This window comes from Nocardiopsis protaetiae (assembly GCF_045446735.1).
Lineage (GTDB): Bacteria > Actinomycetota > Actinomycetes > Streptosporangiales > Streptosporangiaceae > Nocardiopsis > Nocardiopsis protaetiae.
Genome location: NZ_JBJJBV010000131.1, coordinates 1 through 18056, shown reverse-complemented (window position 1 = coordinate 18056; position 18056 = coordinate 1). Strand labels below are relative to the sequence as shown.

The 18056-nt window shown below is 73.3% G+C and carries 18 protein-coding genes; 4 read left to right on the top strand and 14 right to left on the bottom strand.

From position 1 onward, the window contains the following. Positions 1-48: 48 nt before the first annotated feature. Positions 49-549 carry a 5-(carboxyamino)imidazole ribonucleotide mutase gene (purE, locus tag ACJOT3_RS19925; RefSeq protein WP_406974403.1) on the bottom strand — a complete coding sequence of 167 codons (501 nt, stop codon included), beginning with the start codon at positions 547-549 and terminating at the stop codon, positions 49-51. A 26-nt stretch (positions 550-575) separates the two neighbouring features. Next, the gene (locus ACJOT3_RS19920; RefSeq protein ID WP_406974398.1) at positions 576-1733 is read right to left on the bottom strand and encodes a 5-(carboxyamino)imidazole ribonucleotide synthase; all 1158 of its coding nucleotides are present in this window, start codon (positions 1731-1733) and stop codon (positions 576-578) included. A 184-nt stretch (positions 1734-1917) separates the two neighbouring features. Here ACJOT3_RS19920 and ACJOT3_RS19915 point away from each other — a divergent pair, with 184 nt between their 5' ends. After that, entirely contained in the window at positions 1918-2466 is a 549-nt protein-coding gene (locus tag ACJOT3_RS19915; RefSeq protein ID WP_406974396.1) for a GtrA family protein, read from the top strand. Positions 2467-2470: 4 nt separating this feature from the next. On the opposite strand, the gene ACJOT3_RS19910 is transcribed toward ACJOT3_RS19915, so the two are convergent. Next, positions 2471-3529 carry a CPBP family intramembrane glutamic endopeptidase gene (locus ACJOT3_RS19910; protein ID WP_406974394.1) on the bottom strand — a complete coding sequence of 353 codons (1059 nt, stop codon included), beginning with the start codon at positions 3527-3529 and terminating at the stop codon, positions 2471-2473. 363 nt (positions 3530-3892) lie between these two features. Between ACJOT3_RS19910 and ACJOT3_RS19905 the strand changes: the two genes are divergently transcribed. Next, positions 3893-5026 carry an Mrp/NBP35 family ATP-binding protein gene (locus ACJOT3_RS19905; RefSeq protein WP_406974392.1) on the top strand — a complete coding sequence of 378 codons (1134 nt, stop codon included), beginning with the start codon at positions 3893-3895 and terminating at the stop codon, positions 5024-5026. A gap of 63 nt (positions 5027-5089) precedes the next feature. On the opposite strand, the gene ACJOT3_RS19900 is transcribed toward ACJOT3_RS19905, so the two are convergent. From ACJOT3_RS19900 to sigE, 4 genes are all read right to left on the bottom strand, one after another. Next, positions 5090-6301, bottom strand: a complete 1212-nt coding sequence (locus tag ACJOT3_RS19900; RefSeq protein WP_406974390.1) for a S1C family serine protease — start codon at positions 6299-6301, stop codon at positions 5090-5092. A gap of 609 nt (positions 6302-6910) precedes the next feature. Further along, positions 6911-7939, bottom strand: a complete 1029-nt coding sequence (locus ACJOT3_RS19895; protein ID WP_406974389.1) for a transcriptional regulator — start codon at positions 7937-7939, stop codon at positions 6911-6913. Continuing rightward, entirely contained in the window at positions 7936-8592 is a 657-nt protein-coding gene (locus ACJOT3_RS19890) for an anti-sigma factor family protein (RefSeq protein WP_406974387.1), read from the bottom strand. Before ACJOT3_RS19890 ends, ACJOT3_RS19895 begins: the two co-directional genes overlap by 4 nt. After that, positions 8589-9179: an RNA polymerase sigma factor SigE gene (gene sigE / locus ACJOT3_RS19885; RefSeq protein WP_406974385.1), complete on the bottom strand. Its 591-nt coding sequence runs from the start codon at positions 9177-9179 to the stop codon at positions 8589-8591. Before sigE ends, ACJOT3_RS19890 begins: the two co-directional genes overlap by 4 nt. Before the next feature lie 326 nt (positions 9180-9505). On the opposite strand from sigE, the gene ACJOT3_RS19880 reads away from it, so the two are divergent. Further along, complete coding sequence (locus ACJOT3_RS19880) at positions 9506-10096, top strand: O-methyltransferase (RefSeq protein ID WP_406974401.1); 591 nt, start codon at positions 9506-9508, stop codon at positions 10094-10096. Between the two features lie 192 nt (positions 10097-10288). Here ACJOT3_RS19880 and ACJOT3_RS19875 read toward each other — a convergent pair whose 3' ends face one another. The 7 genes from ACJOT3_RS19875 to ACJOT3_RS19845 form a co-directional block, all read right to left on the bottom strand. Next, complete coding sequence (locus ACJOT3_RS19875; protein WP_406974383.1) at positions 10289-11779, bottom strand: leucyl aminopeptidase; 1491 nt, start codon at positions 11777-11779, stop codon at positions 10289-10291. A gap of 94 nt (positions 11780-11873) precedes the next feature. Continuing rightward, complete coding sequence (locus tag ACJOT3_RS19870; RefSeq protein WP_406974382.1) at positions 11874-12041, bottom strand: DUF3117 domain-containing protein; 168 nt, start codon at positions 12039-12041, stop codon at positions 11874-11876. Between the two features lie 398 nt (positions 12042-12439). Then, positions 12440-13042, bottom strand: a complete 603-nt coding sequence (locus tag ACJOT3_RS19865) for a hypothetical protein (protein ID WP_406974380.1) — start codon at positions 13040-13042, stop codon at positions 12440-12442. A gap of 211 nt (positions 13043-13253) precedes the next feature. After that, positions 13254-13790 (bottom strand): hypothetical protein, encoded by a 537-nt coding sequence (locus ACJOT3_RS19860; RefSeq protein ID WP_406974378.1) that lies wholly within the window; start codon positions 13788-13790, stop codon positions 13254-13256. Positions 13791-13894: 104 nt separating this feature from the next. Further along, the gene (locus ACJOT3_RS19855; RefSeq protein WP_406974376.1) at positions 13895-14689 is read right to left on the bottom strand and encodes an LOG family protein; all 795 of its coding nucleotides are present in this window, start codon (positions 14687-14689) and stop codon (positions 13895-13897) included. Between the two features lie 124 nt (positions 14690-14813). Next, positions 14814-15878 (bottom strand): succinyl-diaminopimelate desuccinylase, encoded by a 1065-nt coding sequence (dapE, locus tag ACJOT3_RS19850; protein ID WP_406974399.1) that lies wholly within the window; start codon positions 15876-15878, stop codon positions 14814-14816. A gap of 231 nt (positions 15879-16109) precedes the next feature. Beyond that, entirely contained in the window at positions 16110-16946 is an 837-nt protein-coding gene (locus ACJOT3_RS19845) for a 2,3,4,5-tetrahydropyridine-2,6-dicarboxylate N-succinyltransferase (protein WP_406974374.1), read from the bottom strand. A gap of 203 nt (positions 16947-17149) precedes the next feature. Here ACJOT3_RS19845 and ACJOT3_RS19840 point away from each other — a divergent pair, with 203 nt between their 5' ends. After that, the gene (locus ACJOT3_RS19840) at positions 17150-18022 is read left to right on the top strand and encodes a hypothetical protein (RefSeq protein ID WP_406974372.1); all 873 of its coding nucleotides are present in this window, start codon (positions 17150-17152) and stop codon (positions 18020-18022) included. Positions 18023-18056: the final 34 nt, after the last annotated feature.

The following is an 18056-nucleotide window of genomic DNA, read 5'->3' as shown; positions in this document are numbered from 1 at the left end:
CGCCCCGGTCCCGTGCGGGCACCGGGGCGCCGGAGCGCTCTCCTGGGGCTAGAGGCCGAAGCCGGTCGGCCGGGAGCCCTCGGCGGCCTCGCGGCGCAGCCGCTCGCCCTTGGCGTGCGCCTGCTCGCGCAGCTCCACCTGGAACTTCGCCATCTTCTCCGCCAGCAGCGGGTCGTGCATCGCCAGCATCCGCACCGCCAGCAGGCCGGCGTTGCGGGCCGCGCCCACCGCCACCGTCGCCACCGGCACCCCGGCCGGCATCTGCACGATGGACAGCAGCGAGTCCATCCCGTCCAGGTACTTGAGCGGCACCGGGACGCCGATGACCGGCAGGGTCGTCACCGAGGCCAGCATGCCCGGCAGGTGGGCGGCCCCGCCCGCCCCGGCGATGATCGCCTTCAGGCCCCGGCCCGCCGCGTCGGCGCCGTAGGACACCATCTCGTGCGGCATCCGGTGCGCCGACACCACGTCGGCCTCGAAGGGGACGTCGAATTCGCGCAGGGCCTCGGCCGCCTCCCGCATCACCGGCCAGTCGGAGTCCGAGCCCATCACGATGCCCACCACGGGGTCCTTGCTCACTGGTCGTCTCCTCGCAGGTAGTCGGCGGCGGCGCGGGCCCGCTCCAGCAGGTCGCGGTGATCGTCGCCGGTCACGGTGACATGCCCGATCTTGCGGCCCGGACGCACGTCCTTGCCGTAGAAGTGAATCTTGATCTCGGGGTCGGCGGCCATCACGTGCAGATAGCGGCGGTAGACCTCGGGGTCCTCGCCGCCCAGCAGGTTGGCCATGACGGTGTAGGGGGCGTTGGTGCGGGGCGAGCCCAGCGGCAGGTCCAGCACGGCGCGCAGGTGCTGCTCGAACTGGGAGGTGCGGGCGCCCTCGATGGTCCAGTGGCCGGAGTTGTGGGGGCGCATCGCCAGCTCGTTGACGACCACGCCGTCGGCGGTCTCGAACAGCTCCACCGCGAGCACGCCGGTGACGTCCAGGGCGTGGGCGATCTCGATGGCCAGCTGCTGGGCGCGGGTGGCCTTGTCCTCCGACAGGCCGGGGGCCGGGGCGATCACCTCGTGGCAGATGCCGCCGCGCTGCACGGTCTCCACCACCGGGTAGACGGCGACCTGGCCGTGCGGGGAGCGGGCCACCTGGACGGCCAGCTCGCGCTCGAACGCGACCTTCTCCTCCACCAGCAGCGGGACGTCCTCGGCGGCGGCGCGCGCCACGACCTGCCCGGCCTCCCCGGCGTCGTCCACCACCCACACGCCCTTGCCGTCGTAGCCGCCGCGGGCGGCCTTGAGGACGACCGGCCAGCCGGTGTCGGCGGCGAACGCGGCGACGTGCTCCGGGGAGGTGACGGCGCGCCAGCGCGGGGCCGGGGCGCCCAGCTCGGTGAGGCGGGTGCGCATGCGCAGCTTGTCCTGGGCGAAGCGCAGCGGGTCGCGGCCCGGGCGCAGCAGGCCGCCCGCCTCCTCCACCGCGCGCAGCACCGGCTCGGGGACGTGCTCGTGGTCGAAGGTCACCACGTCGTTGGCCTTGGCGAAGGCCAGGACGTCGTCGAGTCCGCGGTCGTCGCCCAGGGTGACGTTCCCGTTGACCAGGGCGGCGCTGTCGGTGGGGCTGGCGGCCAGGACCCCGAAGTCCACCCCCAGGGCGATCGCGGCCTGGTGGGTCATGCGGGAGAGTTGACCCCCTCCCACCATTCCCACGCGGGGGACGGTGCGGTTACGCTCGCTCACAGTTCCTCAACTCATCTGCTCGAACCGCGGTGACGGGACGGCTCCGCGCACGACGGAGCCTGGCCGGAACGGCTCGGAACCCGCGGCCGGGGTTGCTCCTACCCCCGGTCAGAAGTCTAGGGCGTGTCCACGACCCGGCCCGAGTCGCCCCGTCACCGCAGGTGATCCCCATCCCGGAGGCCCCGTGCGCGCGTTCCTCACCCGGTATCCGCGGCTCGCCGCGCTCATCGCCCAGCTGGGCAAGTTCGGCTCCGTGGGTGCGGTGGCGTATGCGGTGCAGCTGACCGTCACGAACCTCCTGTGGGAGGTGGCGGGGATGGACGCGCTGCCCGGGCAGGTGCTGGGCACGCTGGTGTCGATCGCGGTGGCGTTCGTGGGGAACCGGTTCTGGACGTTCGCGGACCGGGCCCGGACCGGGTACGGGCGGGAGACGCTGCTGTTCCTGGCGATGAACGGGGTGGGGATGCTCATCCAGCTGGGCTGCCAGGCGTTCTCGGTGTACGTGCTGGGGTTCGACGACCCGCTGTCGCGCAACATCGCGGGCAACGTGGTGGGGGTGGCGCTGGGCACGCTGTTCCGGTTCTTCTCCTACCGGACGTGGGTGTTCCCCGAGGAGCCCGAGACGGCCGTGGTCGAGGTGCAGGAGCCCGCGGAGGCGCGGGAGGGCACTGAGGCACGGGAGACCGCCGAGACTCGGGAGGCTCCGGTGCGGGAGGCCCGGGAGGGCGCCTGAGGCGTCAGGCCGGCGAGAGGCGGCGCACGCCCGTGCGGCGCGCCGCCCGCAGGACCAGCAGCACGTAGAGCCCGGTCTGGGCCGCGGTGAGCACCAGTACCAGCGGGGTCCCGGTGCCCGGGGCCAGCCCCGCGCCCAGGACGGCGCCGGTACCGATGGCGCTGATGCCGCCCGCCAGGACGGTGAGGGTGAACTGCGCCAGGGCGGCCACCACGTGCAGGCCGATCGCGGCCTCCAAGCCGCCGGTGCGCCAGGTCAGCCAGGACAGCGCCAGCCCGAGCAGCACCAGGGCGGTGACGGCCCAGGGCTCGTCCCGGTGGGTCGAGGCGTAGATCGCGGGGAACAGCGTGCTCCCGGCCAGGATCGCGGGCCAGGGCGAGCGCAGGACGCGGGCGACCGGCCCGGAGCCGTCGGGCTCGCCCGGGCGGGCGCCGAGCGCGCCCACCAGCTGCATGACCAGGCCGCGCAGGGTGAGCTCCTCGGCCAGCGACTGGAACGGCACCAGCAGGGCGATGACCGCCAGGGCGGCGAGCAGCGCCCGGCCGTTCCAGGCCGCCTCGGTCGTGACCGGGGCCAGGCCGAACCGGTCGGCCAGCAGCATGTAGGCGACCGTGCCCAGCGCCACCGGGCCGACCGCCAGGGCCGTGCAGCGCAGCAGCCAGCGGGAGCGGGTGCGCCCCTCCACCGACATCAGCGACCCCACGCGGCGCCACTGCACCACCCGCACCAGAAAGACCGCGATGGGGATGAACAGGGCCGCGGTGATGAGCCCGAAGGCGAGTCCGGCGATCTCGCCGACCTTCACCGACTCCGGGGCCAGGCCGCTGCCGCCCAGGACCGCGACCAGGGTGACGGCCAGCGCCATCGCCACCCACAGGAAGAACACCAGGACGCCGAGCACCGCGAGGGTCAGCAGCGGCGTCCACCAGCGGTACCACGAGGTCCGCCCGAGCCTGTGATAGGACTCACCCTCCGGTATCCCGGCGGGGGCGAACGGGTCGCTCTGCCGGGTCCGCACCGGGCTCGGGGGCGGCCACGCCCACACGCCGGGGTCGGCGTTCACCGCGGGGTGCCCCTCGGGCGGGGTCAGCCGCCCTCCCCCGGGCGGCCCCGCCCAGGTCTGCTCCTGGGCATGGGTCCGTGACGCCTGTCCCTCCGGCCCTTCCGGGGCGGCGGGCCAGGACGAACCCGGCGGTGGTGGAACATTTCCCATCGTGCGCTGAGATTACTATCCGGCCATGTATTGCCTGCGTTAAGTCCGCGCCGTTATCGGCCGGTCACCGTGCGGATCCGGGCAGGTCGCCGCGGGGGGCACATGTTGACCCGGGAATGGAATAGCGGGGCGAACGCCCCTCGTTGGAATGAACGGTCCGTTGTGGCAGACCGCGGACCGAGTACCCCGTCCCGCTGACCTACGATTGAGTACATGTCCTCCACACCAACCACCGAACAGGTGCACAAGGCCCTGGCCACGGTGCAAGACCCGGAGATCCGCCGTCCCATCACCGACCTCGGAATGGTCAAGAGCGTCGACATCGGCGACGACGGTTCCGTGCACGTCGGCATCTTCCTGACGGTGGCCGGGTGTCCCATGCGTGGCCGCATCGAGAAGGACGTGACCGAGGCGGTGACCAAGGTCGCCGGGGTCACCTCCGTGCGCGTCGAACTCGACGTCATGAGCGACGAGCAGCGCAAGGAGCTGCAGACCAAGCTGCGCGGCGGCCAGGCGGAGAAGGAGATCCCCTTCGCCAAGCCGAACTCGCTCACCAAGGTCTTCGCGGTCGCCTCCGGCAAGGGCGGCGTCGGCAAGTCGTCCGTCACCGTCAACCTCGCCGCGGCCATGGCCGCCCAGGGGCACAAGGTCGGCGTCGTCGACGCCGACATCTACGGGCACTCGGTGCCCCGCATGCTCGGCGCGTCGGACTTCCCGACCAAGGTCGAGGACATGATCATCCCGCCGACCGCGCACGACATCAAGGTCATCTCGGTCGGCATGTTCACCCAGGGCAACACCCCGGTGGTGTGGCGCGGGCCGATGCTGCACCGCGCCCTCCAGCAGTTCCTGTCGGACGTGTACTGGGGCGACCTCGACGTCCTGCTGATGGACCTGCCCCCGGGCACCGGCGACATCGCCATCTCGGTGGCGCAGCTGCTGCCGACCGCCGAGCTGCTGGTGGTGACCACCCCGCAGCAGGCCGCCGCGGAGGTCGCCGAGCGCGCCGGCTCCATCACCGCCCAGACCCACCAGCGGGTGGCGGGCGTGATCGAGAACATGTCGTACTACGAGCACAACGGCGAGAGGATCCACCTCTTCGGCGAGGGCGGCGGGCAGGTCGTCGCCGACGCCCTGGGCCGCACCCTGGGCACGGACATCCCGCTGCTGGGCCAGATCCCGCTCGACACGCGCCTGCGCGAGGGCGGCGACGAGGGCAAGCCGCTGGTGCTGACCGACCCCGACGCCGAGGCGTCCAAGATCATCGAGTCGATCGCCGAGAGCCTGGTGGGCCGCCCGCGCGGCCTGGCCGGGATGCAGCTCGGCATCTCCCCCATGCGCAAGTAAGCGACACGGAGGACGCGGGAAGGCCCCCGGGTGTGCACCCGGGGGCCTTCGCCGTGTCCGCGGTCAGTCGCTGGAGTCGAGGGTGATCGTGGTGGTGTCGGCGTTGCCGCCGCGCTCGTACTCGACCTCGACCTCGTCGCCCGGGGAGCGGTCGCGGATCATCGCCAGCAGCTCCTGGCCGGAGTTGACCGTGCGGCCGTCGAAACGGACGATGACGTCGCCCGAGCGCAGGCCGGCCCTGTCGGCGGCGCCGCCGGACTCCACGGACCGGACGGCCGCGCCGGCCAGGGTGCGCTCGACGTCGATCTCGGCGCCGAGGTCGGCGTAGGTGGCCTCGCCGTCCTCGATGATGCGCTGCACGACCCGCTCCACCTCCAGGGAGGGGATGGCGAAGCCCAGGCCGATGTTGCCGGCGGTCTCACCCGCGTAGCCCATGGTCACGATCATCGAGTTGACGCCGATGACCCGGCCCTGGGTGTCCACCAGCGGGCCGCCGGAGTTGCCGGGGTTGATGGCCGCGTCGGTCTGGAGCGCGTAGAACCGGCTGGCGTTGGGGCCTTCGCCGGAGGTCACCGGCCGGTTGACGGCGCTGATGATGCCCTGGGTGACGGTGCCCGAGTAGCCCAGGGGCGCGCCGATGGCGATGACCTCGTCGCCCACGATGACCTGCTCGGAGTCGCCGAACTCCAGGGGCTCCACGTCGATGGGGTCCTCCAGGGTGAGCACCGCCAGGTCCGAGCTGGGGTCGGCGCCCACGACGGTGGCCGGGGAGAGGCTGCCGTCGCTGTACTCGACGAGGATGCCGTCGTCCTCCAGCTCGGAGGAGACGTGGTCGTTGGTGACCACGTAGTCGCCCTCGATGATGAACCCGGAGCCGCCGCCCATGATGCTGCGGTCCGCGCTGCGGATGGACACCACGCTGGGGCTGACCCGCTGCGCGACGCCCGCGATGGTGTCGGGGTCGCGCTGGGGCGCCTCGGGCGGGGGCTCGTTCATCGTGGGGCCCTCGGCCTGGGGCGCGGGCTCCTGGGCGGTGCCGCCCGCGAGGATCCCGCCCGCCACACCGCCGGCGCCGCCCGCGATGAGGGCGACGACCAGCATGCCGCTGAGCGCCATCCACGCGGGGACCCCGCGCTTCTCCCGCCGCGGCGCCGCCCCGGCCGCCGCGTACCCGTACGTGTCCGCGCCGTAGGCGTCCGCGCCGGTCTCCCCGGTCTGCGGCTCACCCGCGCCGAACGCCGCCTGCTGCCCCGTCGGCGCCGCGAACCCGGGCACGCCGGGACCACTGGCACCCGCGTGGCCCGTGGGATTGCCGGGGTCACCGGCGCCCGCGTGCCCGGAAGGCCCGCCGGGGCCCGCGTGTCCCGTGGGACCACTGGCACCTGCGTGGCCGAAGGGCACACCAGAACCACCGGGACCTGCCTGCCCCGAGGACGCGCCGGGACCACTGGCACCCGCGTGACCGCCGGGGTCGCCCTGGCCGAAGGAGGCCTGCTGCCCCGTCGGCATGTACCCGGGACCGCCGGGACCGGTGTGGCCCGCGTGACCGGTGGGGTCACCGGGACCGTTGGGGCCGCCGGGGCCTCCAGGGCCCGGGTGGCCCGAGGGGGGTTGTTGGCCCGTCGGCGTGTACCCGGCGGCGGAGGTGGGGTCGGAGGGGCCGAAGGGAGGGCGGCCCTGGGGATTGGGGTGCATGGGTTCTCCACTGCCGGGAGGCGAGGCGTGGGGTCGGTGAGCGGGGAGCGCCCGGCCCGACGTCGGTTCGGGTGCGCCGAAGCCGGGGGTCGGCCGCCCCGGGCCGCTCCCCTGTTCAGGACGGCCGTTTTCCTCAGTCAAGACCTGCTCCGTGTGTCGCTGTGGCTTTCGGTCGGACGCGGCGGGGGCCTACAGCAGCCCCAGGCGTGACAGGCCCCGGTGGACCCGGGCCCAGAAACCGGAGTCGTCCGGGCCCGGCAGGGCCGTCACCGCCGAGGCGGTCAGGTCCGTCGGCGCGTCGGCCAGGACCGTGTAGACGAATCCGTCCGCCTGCCACATGCCGTGGTACCGGCCGCCGAAGATCGTGTCATGTTGGGGTGTGACGCCTGTTCCCCCGGTTCCGGTTCCGGCGGATCCGCCACGGACCGTGTCCTCGTCCAGCTTCCCACGCTGGGAGAAGACCGACACCTGCGACAATCCATCCGAATACACCGCATGGACGACCTTGTGCCCGGCGTGGACGGTGCCGCGCGCGTCGATCAGGCTCAGGTTCCAGGCCAGGTTCTCGGGCAGGACCCAGCCGTCCGCGCGCAGCGCCTCGCGTTCGGCCGGGGTCAGGACGTCGCCCCACGGGGAGTCCCCGGCGACCTCCTCCGGCCAGTGCCCGTCGCCCGGCTCCAGGTCGCTCAGCCGGAAGCCGAGCACCTCCCGGCCGTCGCGCCCGTACACCGAGCCGCCCACCAGGACGGCGGTGTCGACGTCCACCCAGAACCGCCCGGCGACCGTGCCGTTGGCCCGGACCGCCTCCACGGCGTGCGCGGGGCGGCCGTCCACCTCGTCGATCCCGGCGTCGGCGACCGTGTACACGCGCTCCAGGGTGGTGAGCAGCCGCTCGTCGAGCTCCTTGAACGGGCTGTCGGCCACCACGAAGGGCCGCGCGCCCTCGGTCATCGGGATGAGCGCCACCCCGTCCCCCGGCCGGTCGACCACCCGGGTGGGCGGGGCGTCGCGCCCCGCCTCCCCGGTCATCTCCCGGATGGCGGTGTAGGCGGTGCCGCCCGCGGCCGAGCGGCGCAGCACGGGCATGCCGTCGTCGGGGCCCTCGGCGGGCACCGCGTCGGCGCACGGGTGGGCGCCCGCGGTCAGCAGCAGGCACAGGAGCACCAGGGCCGCGAGGGCGGCCGGTACCGGGTGCGCGGAGGGTCCCCCCGCGTTCACCGCGTCGGCAGATCCGGTCCGGGCCCGGAGGGGGCCGGGGACGGCGGGGTGTCCACGGCCGGGATGACCCGGCTGGTCACCGCGTGCTCGACGGCGAAGTCCGACAGGCGGGGCTCCACCACCGGGGCGTCGCCGGTCTCGCCGCCGGCGACGAACGCGCCGCCCAGCAGGGCGGTGGCGACCGCGACCCCCGCGACCGCGTAGCGGCCGCCGGGCAGGGTGGGGAACAGGTGGGAGAACCGCTCGCCGCGGCGGCGGGTGCGCCGCTCCGGGGCGACCACGGTCTCCTCGGGCATCATCGGGACCGGCGGCGGGGTCGGCCCCGCGTCCGGGAAGCCGCCGAGGGGGCGGGAGGAGCCCAGAGGCGGACGGGAGCCGAAGCCCGCGCCTCCGGACGGCGGCTCAGAAGGGCCCCGGTCGGGACCCCCCGGTGCGTCCCCGCGGGACAGCCCCACGAGCCGCCCCATGAAGTCGAGGTCGGGTTCGGGCTCGCCCAGGCCGTGCAGCCGGCGCTTGAGCCGGCGCATCATGTCCGCCTCGAACCGGCAGTTCTCGCATTTGGCCAGGTGGATGAGGGCGCTCTCGTGTTCGGCGGGGCCCAGCTCCCCGTCGACGAGCGCGGAGAGTCGCTCTCCCAGGTGTTCTCTGCTCACTCCGCCTCCCCGGTGTTCTCAGCGGCGGCCAGGGACCGCCGGTGCTCCAGGGCGCGGCGCAGTTGGGCGCGGCCCCGGTGGATACGGCTGCGCACGGTGCCGAGTTTGACGCCGAGCGTCGCGGCGATCTCCTCGTAGGAGAGGCCTTCGATGTCACAGAGGACGACGGGGGCGCGGAACTCCGCGGGCAGCGCGTCCAGGGCGGCCTGGACGTCGGCGTCGAAGTGCCGGTCGTCGTAGCGCTGGGCGGGCGAGGGCTCCCGGCCCTCCAGGCGCTCGTCGGCGTTGTCGGCCAGGCCCTCGAACCGGATGCGGGCCTTGCGCCGGGCCATGTCCAGGAAGAGGTTGGTGGTGATGCGGTGCAGCCACCCCTCGAAGGTGCCGGGGGTGTAGTTGGCGAGGGAGCGGAAGACACGGATGAAGACCTCCTGGGTGAGGTCCTCGGCGTCGTGCTTGTTGCCGGTCAACCGGTAGGCGAGTCGGTACACCCGGGGGGAATGGGTGCGGACGACCTCGTCCCAGCTCGGCGGTTCCCATGCCTCGAACTCCGCGGCAGGGCCGGATTCTGGCACCGCTTCTCCCTTCATCCCGTCGATGCGTCCGGGCAGTGCGCTCGGGGGGAGTACTGCTTCGTGGCGATCAACGTACGTTCCTCCCGGTTCAACGCCGACGGGCGCCGATTAAGTTCCCGTCGCCACGCTCGGGTCGGCCCCCGGATCACGTTAGGCTTTGCCGTGGGCCGTGACCCGATCGCGATCATCCTTCCACGGTGGGTGACCCTGTGCCGGTCGGACGCCCCGACCACAGTTCTCACAGACCATCGCAGCGGGAGGGCGTCATCACCGGCGTGGAAGAGACAGCGGCCAGGCTCACCTGGGTCCGCACCGAGCAGGCGCGGTTCGAGCAGGAGGCCCTGCGGGACGACTCGCTCGCCGACGCCTACGACGCGGCGGCGGGGTCGCTCGCCCCGGCGGTGGACCCGGCGGCGGGGGCCGCGCTGCGGTTCCTGGCCGCCTCGATCGGTGCCCGGTCGGTGGTGGAGATCGGCACGGGGTACGGCGCCTCGGGGCTGTGGCTGCTGCGCGGCATGGCCCGCGAGGGCATCCTCACGACGATGGACTCCGACTCGGTCCACCTGGACCACGCCCGGTCGGTGTTCACGCGGGCGGGGTTCGGCGCGGGGCGGGCCCGGCTGATCCGCGGCACGGCGGCGGAGGTGCTGCCGCGGCTCACCGACGGCGGCTACGACCTGGTGTTCGTGGACGCCGAGCGGCGCTCCTACCCGGTGTTCCTGGACGAGGCGCTGCGCCTGCTGCGGCCGGGCGGCATGGTGGTGCTGCACGGGGTGCTGTCCGGGCCGGGTGGACCGGACGGTCCGCTGCGCGCCCCGGACCCGGCCGAGACGGCGGTCCGCGAGGTCATCGGGCGCATCCGGGAGGACGAGGCGTTCATCCCGCTGCTGATGCCGCTGGGCGAGGGCCTCCTCGCCGCCATCCGCCGCTGAGGGACGGCCCGAAGCGGAGGGCCGGAGCGGACAGGAAGGGCCCGATCGCACGGCGATCGGGCCCTCGTACTTGCTTCGGGCCGTGCTCCGGCGCCCGGAGAACGGGAACCTTCGCCCCTACGTGAACATCCTCGTTCCCCGGACATCCACTCCGGGCCTCCAGAACCCCGTGGGCGCCTCGGCGTTCTCCGGTCAGGACTCGGCGAGCCAGCGCAGCAGCGTCCGGGTGGCGAACGCGGTGCCGCCCCGGCTGAGGATGCCGCTCTCCTTCGTGGACCGCCCCGGACCGGCGATGTCCAGGTGGGCCCAGGGCAGCCCGCCGGTGAACTCGCGCAGGAACAGGGCCGCGTCGGTGGCGCCCGCCGGGCCGAACTCCTTGCGGGTGCCGATGTTGGCCAGGTCCGCGACCCGCGACTTGGTGGTGGGGACGTACTCCTCGGTGAGGGGCATCCGCCACAGCGGCTCGCCCGCGGCCTTGCCGGCCTCGGTGATCCGCTCGGCCAGGGCGTCGTCGTTGCTGTACAGCGCCGCGGTGCCGGTGCCCAGGGCGAGCTTGGCGGCGCCGGTGAGCGTGGCGACGTCCACCAGGGTGTCGGGCTCCAGCCGGTCGACGGCGTACGCGAGCGCGTCGGCCAGGACCAGACGGCCCTCGGCGTCGGAGTTGAGCACCTCGACGGTGGTGCCGGAGTAGGTGGTGAGCACGTCGCCGATGCGGGTGGCGTCGCCCGAGAAGGCGTTCTCGGCCAGGGCCAGCAGGCCGGTGACCCGCACCGGCGCGGACACGGCGGACAGCGCCGACAGCACGGCCAGGACGACCGCCGAGCCGCTCATGTCGGTCTTCATCAGCGCCATGTTCTCGTTCGGCTTGAGCGAGAGGCCGCCGGTGTCGAAGGTGATCCCCTTGCCGACCAGCACCACGTGCGGGGCGTCGGGGTCCTGCGGGGTGTAGGAGACCTGGACCAGGCGGGGCGGCCGGGCCGAGCCCTGGCCGACGGCGAGGATGGCGCCGAAGCCCTCGTTCTCCAGGTCCTTCTCGTCCCAGACCCTGATCGCGAGCCCGGCCTCGGCGGCGACCTCGCGGGCACGCTCGGCCATCCAGGCGGGGTCCTTCTCCCGGGAGGGGGTGTTGATGAGGTCCCGGGCCAGGGCGGTGGCGCGGGCCAGGACGGCGCCCCGGGCCAGGGCGTCGGCGGGGGCGTCCCCGACGACGTCGATCGCGGGGGCGGGGCGCTGGGCGGCCTCGGGCTCCGCGGTCTTCAGTGTGAACGTGTAGGAGGCCAGCAGCGCCCCCTCGGCGAAGGCCGTGGCGGCGGCCTCCCCGGCGAGGGCGGCGGGCCAGGCGAACGCGACGCGCTCGCGGCCCCGAGCGGCCCGGGACAGGGCGGCGCCGGCCTTCCGGAGGTCGTCGGGGGAACCCGATCCGACCCCCAGGAGGGCCAGCCTGGCCAGACCCTGGTCCCGGGCCACCGGGAACTGGACCGACTCACCGGCCTTGCCGGTGAGCGAGTAATGCGCGAACAGATCGGTGAGCGGGGCCGGGAGCACCCGGCTCAGGCCGCCCTCCTCGACCCCCTCGACCGCCGCCGGGCCTTCGTCCGCCGCCTGTACGGGGAGGACGAGGAGGTCGGCCGCGGTGTCGTCGAGGGCCCCGGTGACGGGGTTGATCTCCGTGGCGAAGGGCACAGACCGCTCACAATCGTTCACTCGTTGGGAGGTGTGACCACCTCGGGGGTGTCGGGGCTCATCCGGCCCGGGGTGGGGGACGGTGGTGCCGGTGCTAGCCGACGACGCCCTGGAGCGCGTCCCGGAGTTCGGTGGCCTCGGCCGGGGTCAGTTCGACGACCAGGCGACCGCCGCCTTCGAGCGGAACCCGCATGATGATGCCGCGACCCTCCTTGGTGACCTCCAACGGCCCGTCACTGGTCCTCGGCTTCATTGCCGCCATGCCATTCCCCTTTCTCGTGTTCCTCGCGGGTGGCCGGGCCACAGCACCGACGCCGATCCGCTGGGTCCGTCTCGGCCTCGAAACCGTGGGCCGGTTCCGTGCGACCCACGCCCGTGTGACTTAAGGGGCGTGAATCACTCTTCGACCATTATCTCGGAGGTTCGCCCCCGTGTGTGCGACGTACCACGGCACCCGGGGGCGTCGCGCACACAAACCAACGAGGAATCGTCGGTCAGTAAGGTTATATCGGTCCTGGCCGAAACCCCGTGAGAGCACGGGAAGCCGACCGGTCTCCTCCCCCTCCCGGGGCACTTGAACCACACCGGACCGGCACTTCCCCATAACGATGCCGCCCGACGGCGATGGCGCCCGGTGACGGCGCCGACCTGCGGTGTCGCTCAGGCCCCGCCGGAGAGAAGGCCGGTGGAGACCATCCGGGTCCCCTCGCGGGTGACGGAGGACCACTCCGCGTTGAGCCCGCCCGTGCCCGGCCAGACGGTCAGCTCCGCCTCGTCGACGCAGCGCTCCTCGGGGTCGGCGGTCTCGGTGTAGGTGTAGACCCGGCGGTCGTTGTCGGTCGCCGCCAGTTCGAGCGTCCCGGAGCAGGTGAAGGTGGTCCAGGCGGTGCTGCCGCGTTCGGCGTCCGCCTCGATCCGGACCTCGGCGTGCCAGTCGGCGACGTGCGCGCCCTCGGTGTCGACCTGGGTCATCTCGCCCGCCCACGAGCCGACGAAGTCCTCGGCCGGCACCCCGGCGTCGGGAACGTCCTCGGCGTCGCCGCCGATCAGCGCCCACGCGGCGGCGGTGCCGCCCGCGACGAGCAGGACGGCGGCCGTCCCGACGACCAGCCCGGTGATCCGGCGGCGGCGTCGGGCACTGCCCTGGACGGAGCGGGGCGGCGACCACAGGGACACCTGCTGCACGGGGACGGCGGAGGTCGACGGCGCGGCGGCGCCGTTCCGGTCCTCGGCTCCCGACTCCAGCTCGGCTGGTGCGTCCATCCTCGACATCCTCACAAAGAATGCACCCGCTCCAGGGGTGGGGCGGGGGTACACGAGTACAGCGACCGAGAATAGAGCACGCGAACGCGACGGATCGGCCCGAGAAGGACAGCGCCCGTGTGATGCACGACATACCCGGAACACCCGTGAGCGAAGGGTGACCGGCCCCGGGGGGAGCGCGGTGCCCTGCGGGGTCCGCGGGCCCGCCGCCTCAGGCGTTGCGGTCGGCGGTGGCGCCGATCGCGTCGCCCCGGGGGGCGTCGCCGTCGTCATCGTCGGTGTCCCGGTCCGCGGGGTCCGGGACCTCGGTGTCCCGGTCGGTGTCGTCCCGGTCCGCGGCGGCGCTCCCGGCGCCGGGGTCCCCAGCGGCGGGGTCATCGGCGAGGGGTGCGTCACCGGGCAGGTGCGAGCCCGGGGTGGGGCCGGTCCCCTGCGGGACGTAGGACGGGTCCAGGCGCGACAGCCGCCACTCCAGGTCCTCGATCCGCGCCTCGCGCTCGCGCAGGGTGGCGGTGAGCCGCAGCAGCAGCTCGTCCACGGCGCGCACGTGGTAGCCCCACATGGCCAGCGGCAGCAGCAGGCGACCCAGTTCCACGGCCTTCACCGGGCGGTCGGCGGGCAGGTCGAGCGGGGGGTAGTCGGCCTCGAACCGGGCGAGGCGCCCGCCCTTGCCGAGCACGACGTAGACGACGCCGATGAGCACGGCCAGCGCGGCCGCGGCGACCAGGAAGAGGATGAGATAAGGCACGGCTCCGATCGTGCCACACCCGGCCGCCCGGTGGGAGCACACGGGCGGCCGGGACCCGGGCCCCGGGGCACGCGGGTCCTGACCCGCGTGCCGGGCCGCGGGCGTCAGGACCCGTCGAAGCGGGCGCGCTCCAGCTCCTCCTGTTCGCGGGCGATGTCCAGGTGCGACTTCTTGATGATGTCCACGACCTCGGCGGGGTCGTCGACCACCCGGACCAGGTCCATGTCGTGCGGCTTGATGAGCCCGTTCTCCAGCAGGCTCTCGCGGACCCACTTCTCCAGCCCGCCCCAGAACTCCGAGCCCACCAGCACCACCGGGAACCGGGTCACCTTGTTGGTCTGCACGAGCGTGGCCGCCTCGAACAGCTCGTCCAGGGTCCCGAACCCGCCGGGCAGCACCACGAACGCCTGGGAGTACTTGACGAACATGGTCTTGCGCACGAAGAAGTAGCGGAACGTCATCCCCATGTCGATGTAGGGGTTGAGGGACTGCTCGAAGGGCAGCTCGATGCCCAGCCCCACGGACAGCCCGCCCGCCTCCTTGGCCCCCTTGTTGGCGGCCTCCATCATCCCGGGGCCGCCCCCGGTGATGGTGGCGTACCCCGCCTCGGCGAGCCGGGCGCCCATCTGGACGCCGAGGTCGTAGTAGCGGGTGCCCGGCTTGATGCGGGCCGACCCGAACACGCTCACCGCCGAGGGCAGCTCGGAGAGGAGGCCGAACCCCTCCACGAACTCCGACTGGATGCGCAGCACCCGCCAGGGGTCGGTGTGCACCCAGTCGGTGGGGCCGCGCCGGTCCAGCAGCCGCTGGTCGGTGGTGGTGCCGGGGATGGCCTCGCCGCGGTAGGTGAGGGGGCCCGCGTTCCTCACCTGCTCTTTCCCGTTTGCTTCTTCCGTCATGGCCTAAAGCTATCCGCGCCGGAGCGGATCACACCTGAACCGGACGTGGACCGGCGGTGGCCACCTGTGGCCGACTCCGGGACGCGGGACGGGCCCGCCCCAGGTCAGGGGGGTACGGGGCGGGTCAGCGGGCCCCGGTGAGCCAGGCGATCATCCGCTCCTCGGCCTCGCGGATGCGCGGGATCTCGGCGTACTCGTCGCGGGTGTGGGCGAGCGTCGGGTCGCCGGGGCCGTAGTTGACGGCGGGCACGCCCAGCTCGGAGAAGCGGGACACGTCGGTCCAGCCCAGCTTGGCGCGGGCCCTCCCCTCCCCCACCGCCGCCACGAACGCGGCCGCCGCGGGGTGGTCCAGCCCGGGGCGGGCGGGGGCGGCGGCGTCGGCCAGGCGCACCTCGAACCCGTCGAAGACCTCGCGCAGGTGGGCCTCGGCGCCGGCCACGGACAGGTCGGGGGCGAAGCGGTAGTTCACCTTGACCACGCACTCGTCGGGGATGACGTTGCCCGCGACCCCGCCCTCGATGAACACGGCGTTGAGGCCCTCGTGGAAGCGCAGGCCCTCCACCTCGGGCTCGCGGGGGGTGTAGGCGCGCAGCACGTCGAGGATCGCCCCGGCGCCGTGGATGGCGTTGACGCCCATCCAGGAGCGGGCGCTGTGGGCGCGCTCGCCCTTCGCCACGACCTCGACCCGCATGGTGCCCTGGCAGCCGCCCTCGATGACGCCGTCGGTGGGCTCCATGAGGATGGCGAAGTCCCCGGCCAGCCACTCGGGGTGGTTGCGGGACAGGCGCAGCAGGCCGTTGCGCTCGGCGTCGACCTCCTCGTTGTCGTAGAAGACGTAGGTGACGTCGTGCACGGGCTCGGCGACCAGGGCGGCCAGCTTGAGCTGGACGGCGACCCCGGCCTTCATGTCGGAGGTGCCGCAGCCGTAGAGGCGGTCGCCGTCGACGTGGGAGGGGACGTTGTCGACGATGGGCACGGTGTCGATGTGCCCGGCGATGACCACGCGGCGCTCGCGGCCCAGGCCGGTGCGGGCGACGACGGCGTCGCCGTCGCGGGTCACCGTCAGGTGGGGCAGCGCCGACAGGGCGCGTTCGATCTCGTCGGCGAGGACCTTCTCGGTCCCGCTCTCGGAGCGGGTGTCCACGAGTGCGGCGGTGAGGTCCGCGACGTCCGAGGTCAGGTCGAGCATGAGGGCGTCCCCGTCTTCCATGGTCGTGGCGTGCGGCGCGGGTGCGCGCACCGCACGTTCTGTTGCGTGCACCGCACACCACCCTAGAACGCCGAAAGGGGCCTCCGAATGGGAGGCACCCCGTACAGGATCGGGTTCTGCGGGTGTTGCGTGCAGGCGACACACCACCCTGGAACGCCGAGGGGCGCCCCCCGGGTGGGAGGCGCCCCGTACCGGACTCGGGTCCGCGGGTCAGGCGTTGACGCCGTGCTCGCGGAGCAGGTCGTTGAGGGCGAGCTTGTCGTGCTCCTGGCCCTCGGCGAGCCGCTTGAGGACGAGCAGCACCGGCATGCCGAAGTCGCCGCCGGGGAAGCTCTTGACCCGGTTGGCGGTGACGCACACCGACCAGGCCGGGGCCTCGCCGCGCTTGAGCTCCTCGCCGGTCTCGGCGTCGAACACGCGGGTGGACGAGGTGAGGATGGTGCCCGCGCCGAGCTTGGCGCCGGTGCGCACCCGGGCGCCCTCGACGACCATGCTGCGCGAGCCCAGGAAGGCGTCGTCCTCGATGATCACCGGGGAGGCCTGCGGCGGCTCCAGGACGCCGCCGACGCCCACGCCGCCGGACAGGTGGACGTTGCGGCCGATCTGCGCGCAGGAGCCGACCGTGGCCCAGGTGTCGACCATGGTGCCGGAGTCGACGTAGGCGCCGATGTTGGTGAAGGACGGCATGAGCACGACGCCCGGGGCCAGGTGGGAGCCCCAGCGGGCGATGGCGCCGGGGACGACGCGGACACCGTCGAAGCGGGTCTTCAGCGGCATGCGGTCGTGGTGGTAGAAGTCGCCGACCTGCGACTCCTTCATGTCCAGGACCTTGAAACCGAGCAGGATGGAGCGCTTGGCGCGCTCGTCGACCACGACCTCGTCGGTGGCGGGGTCGACGAAGGCCACCCGGGCCTTGCCCTCGTCGATCTGGTCGATGGCGGAGGTGATGATCCCGCGTGCCTCGGCGTGGTCCGGGGTCAGTTCGGAACGCTGCTCCCAGAGTTCGTCGATCCGGTCGGGCAGCGGGCTGGAGTAGGAGCTGGTCATGGTCTCCACGTTAGTAGTTCCCCGGGGATCCCCCGGCCCCGGGATGCCCGGTCGGCGTGCCCGCGCGGCCGCGACCGAGCCATGTTCGGTGCCGCGTTGACTACAATGCGCCCGGAGCGCCGCACGGCCCGCCTCCCCGGAACGGCGCCCACCGCTTTCGTTCCCGCGTTCCCGTCCCTTGTCCCCTAGCCGATGGTCGTCCGTTGCCAAAGCGCCGTAGATTCTCCGCGTTCGTCAAGATCCTGATCGCGCTGTTCATCGTCTGTGGGGCCCTCGTCGCCGGGGGCTACTACGTGCTGACCAACGTGGACCCGATCTCATCCCCCGAGCCCGAGCCGAAGACCGAGTGCCGGCTCGACCTGTCCGACGGCAAGTACTCGATGAAGGTCGAGCAGGCCGTGAGCGCGACCACCGTCGGAGGGGTCGCCTTCAGCATGGACCTGCCGCCGGAGGCGGTGACCGTGGCCTACGCCACGGTGTGGCAGGAGACCGCGTTCTACAACCTCGAATACGGCGACCGCGACTCGCTGGGCCTGTTCCAGCAGCGCCCGTCGCAGGAGTGGGGCGCACCCGAGGAGATCCTCGACCCGGTGTACTCCAGCCGCGCCTTCTACGACGCGCTGGTGGAGGTCGACGGCTGGGAGAGCCGGCCGGTGTTCGAGGCCGCCCAGGCGGTGCAGCGCAGCGCCGACGGGTTCGCCTACGACCAGCACGAGAAGCTGTCGCAGCGCATGAACGAGGTGTTCACCGGCACCCGCGGCCCCGGCCTGACCTGCTGGTACGACCGCGAGACCCTGGCCGCGCTCACCGCGGGCGAGGCGGACGTGGCGGGTGCGGAGCAGGAGCTGGCGCGTGTGTTCGGGGTGGAGCCCGCGGCGCTGACCGACGCCCCGGCGTCGGCCACCGGCGACCGCGGCTGGGCGATGGCCCTGTGGGCGGTCGCGCACGCCGAGGAGTACGGGCTCACCTCGGTCTCCTACAACGACCGTGTGTGGCGCGCCTCCGACGGCACCGAGGGCGCCGCCGAGTGGCAGACCGGCGTCTCCGACACCCGGGGCGAGCTCGTCCTGGGCTGACCCCCGACCCCGCCCGGAGCGGCGCGCCGGGGCC

What these genes read in the sequence shown, in the direction of transcription:
- ACJOT3_RS19845 (WP_406974374.1), bottom strand. Translation starts at nt 16,946, where the DNA reads ATGACCAGCTCCTACTCCAGCCCGCTGCCCGACCGGATCGACGAACTC.
- ACJOT3_RS19905 (WP_406974392.1), top strand. Translation starts at nt 3,893, where the DNA reads ATGTCCTCCACACCAACCACCGAACAGGTGCACAAGGCCCTGGCCACG.
- ACJOT3_RS19855 (WP_406974376.1), bottom strand. Translation starts at nt 14,689, where the DNA reads ATGACGGAAGAAGCAAACGGGAAAGAGCAGGTGAGGAACGCGGGCCCC.
- ACJOT3_RS19870 (WP_406974382.1), bottom strand. Translation starts at nt 12,041, where the DNA reads ATGGCGGCAATGAAGCCGAGGACCAGTGACGGGCCGTTGGAGGTCACC.
- dapE (WP_406974399.1), bottom strand. Translation starts at nt 15,878, where the DNA reads ATGCTCGACCTGACCTCGGACGTCGCGGACCTCACCGCCGCACTCGTG.
- purE (WP_406974403.1), bottom strand. Translation starts at nt 549, where the DNA reads ATGGGCTCGGACTCCGACTGGCCGGTGATGCGGGAGGCGGCCGAGGCC.
- ACJOT3_RS19865 (WP_406974380.1), bottom strand. Translation starts at nt 13,042, where the DNA reads ATGGACGCACCAGCCGAGCTGGAGTCGGGAGCCGAGGACCGGAACGGC.
- sigE (WP_406974385.1), bottom strand. Translation starts at nt 9,179, where the DNA reads ATGAAGGGAGAAGCGGTGCCAGAATCCGGCCCTGCCGCGGAGTTCGAG.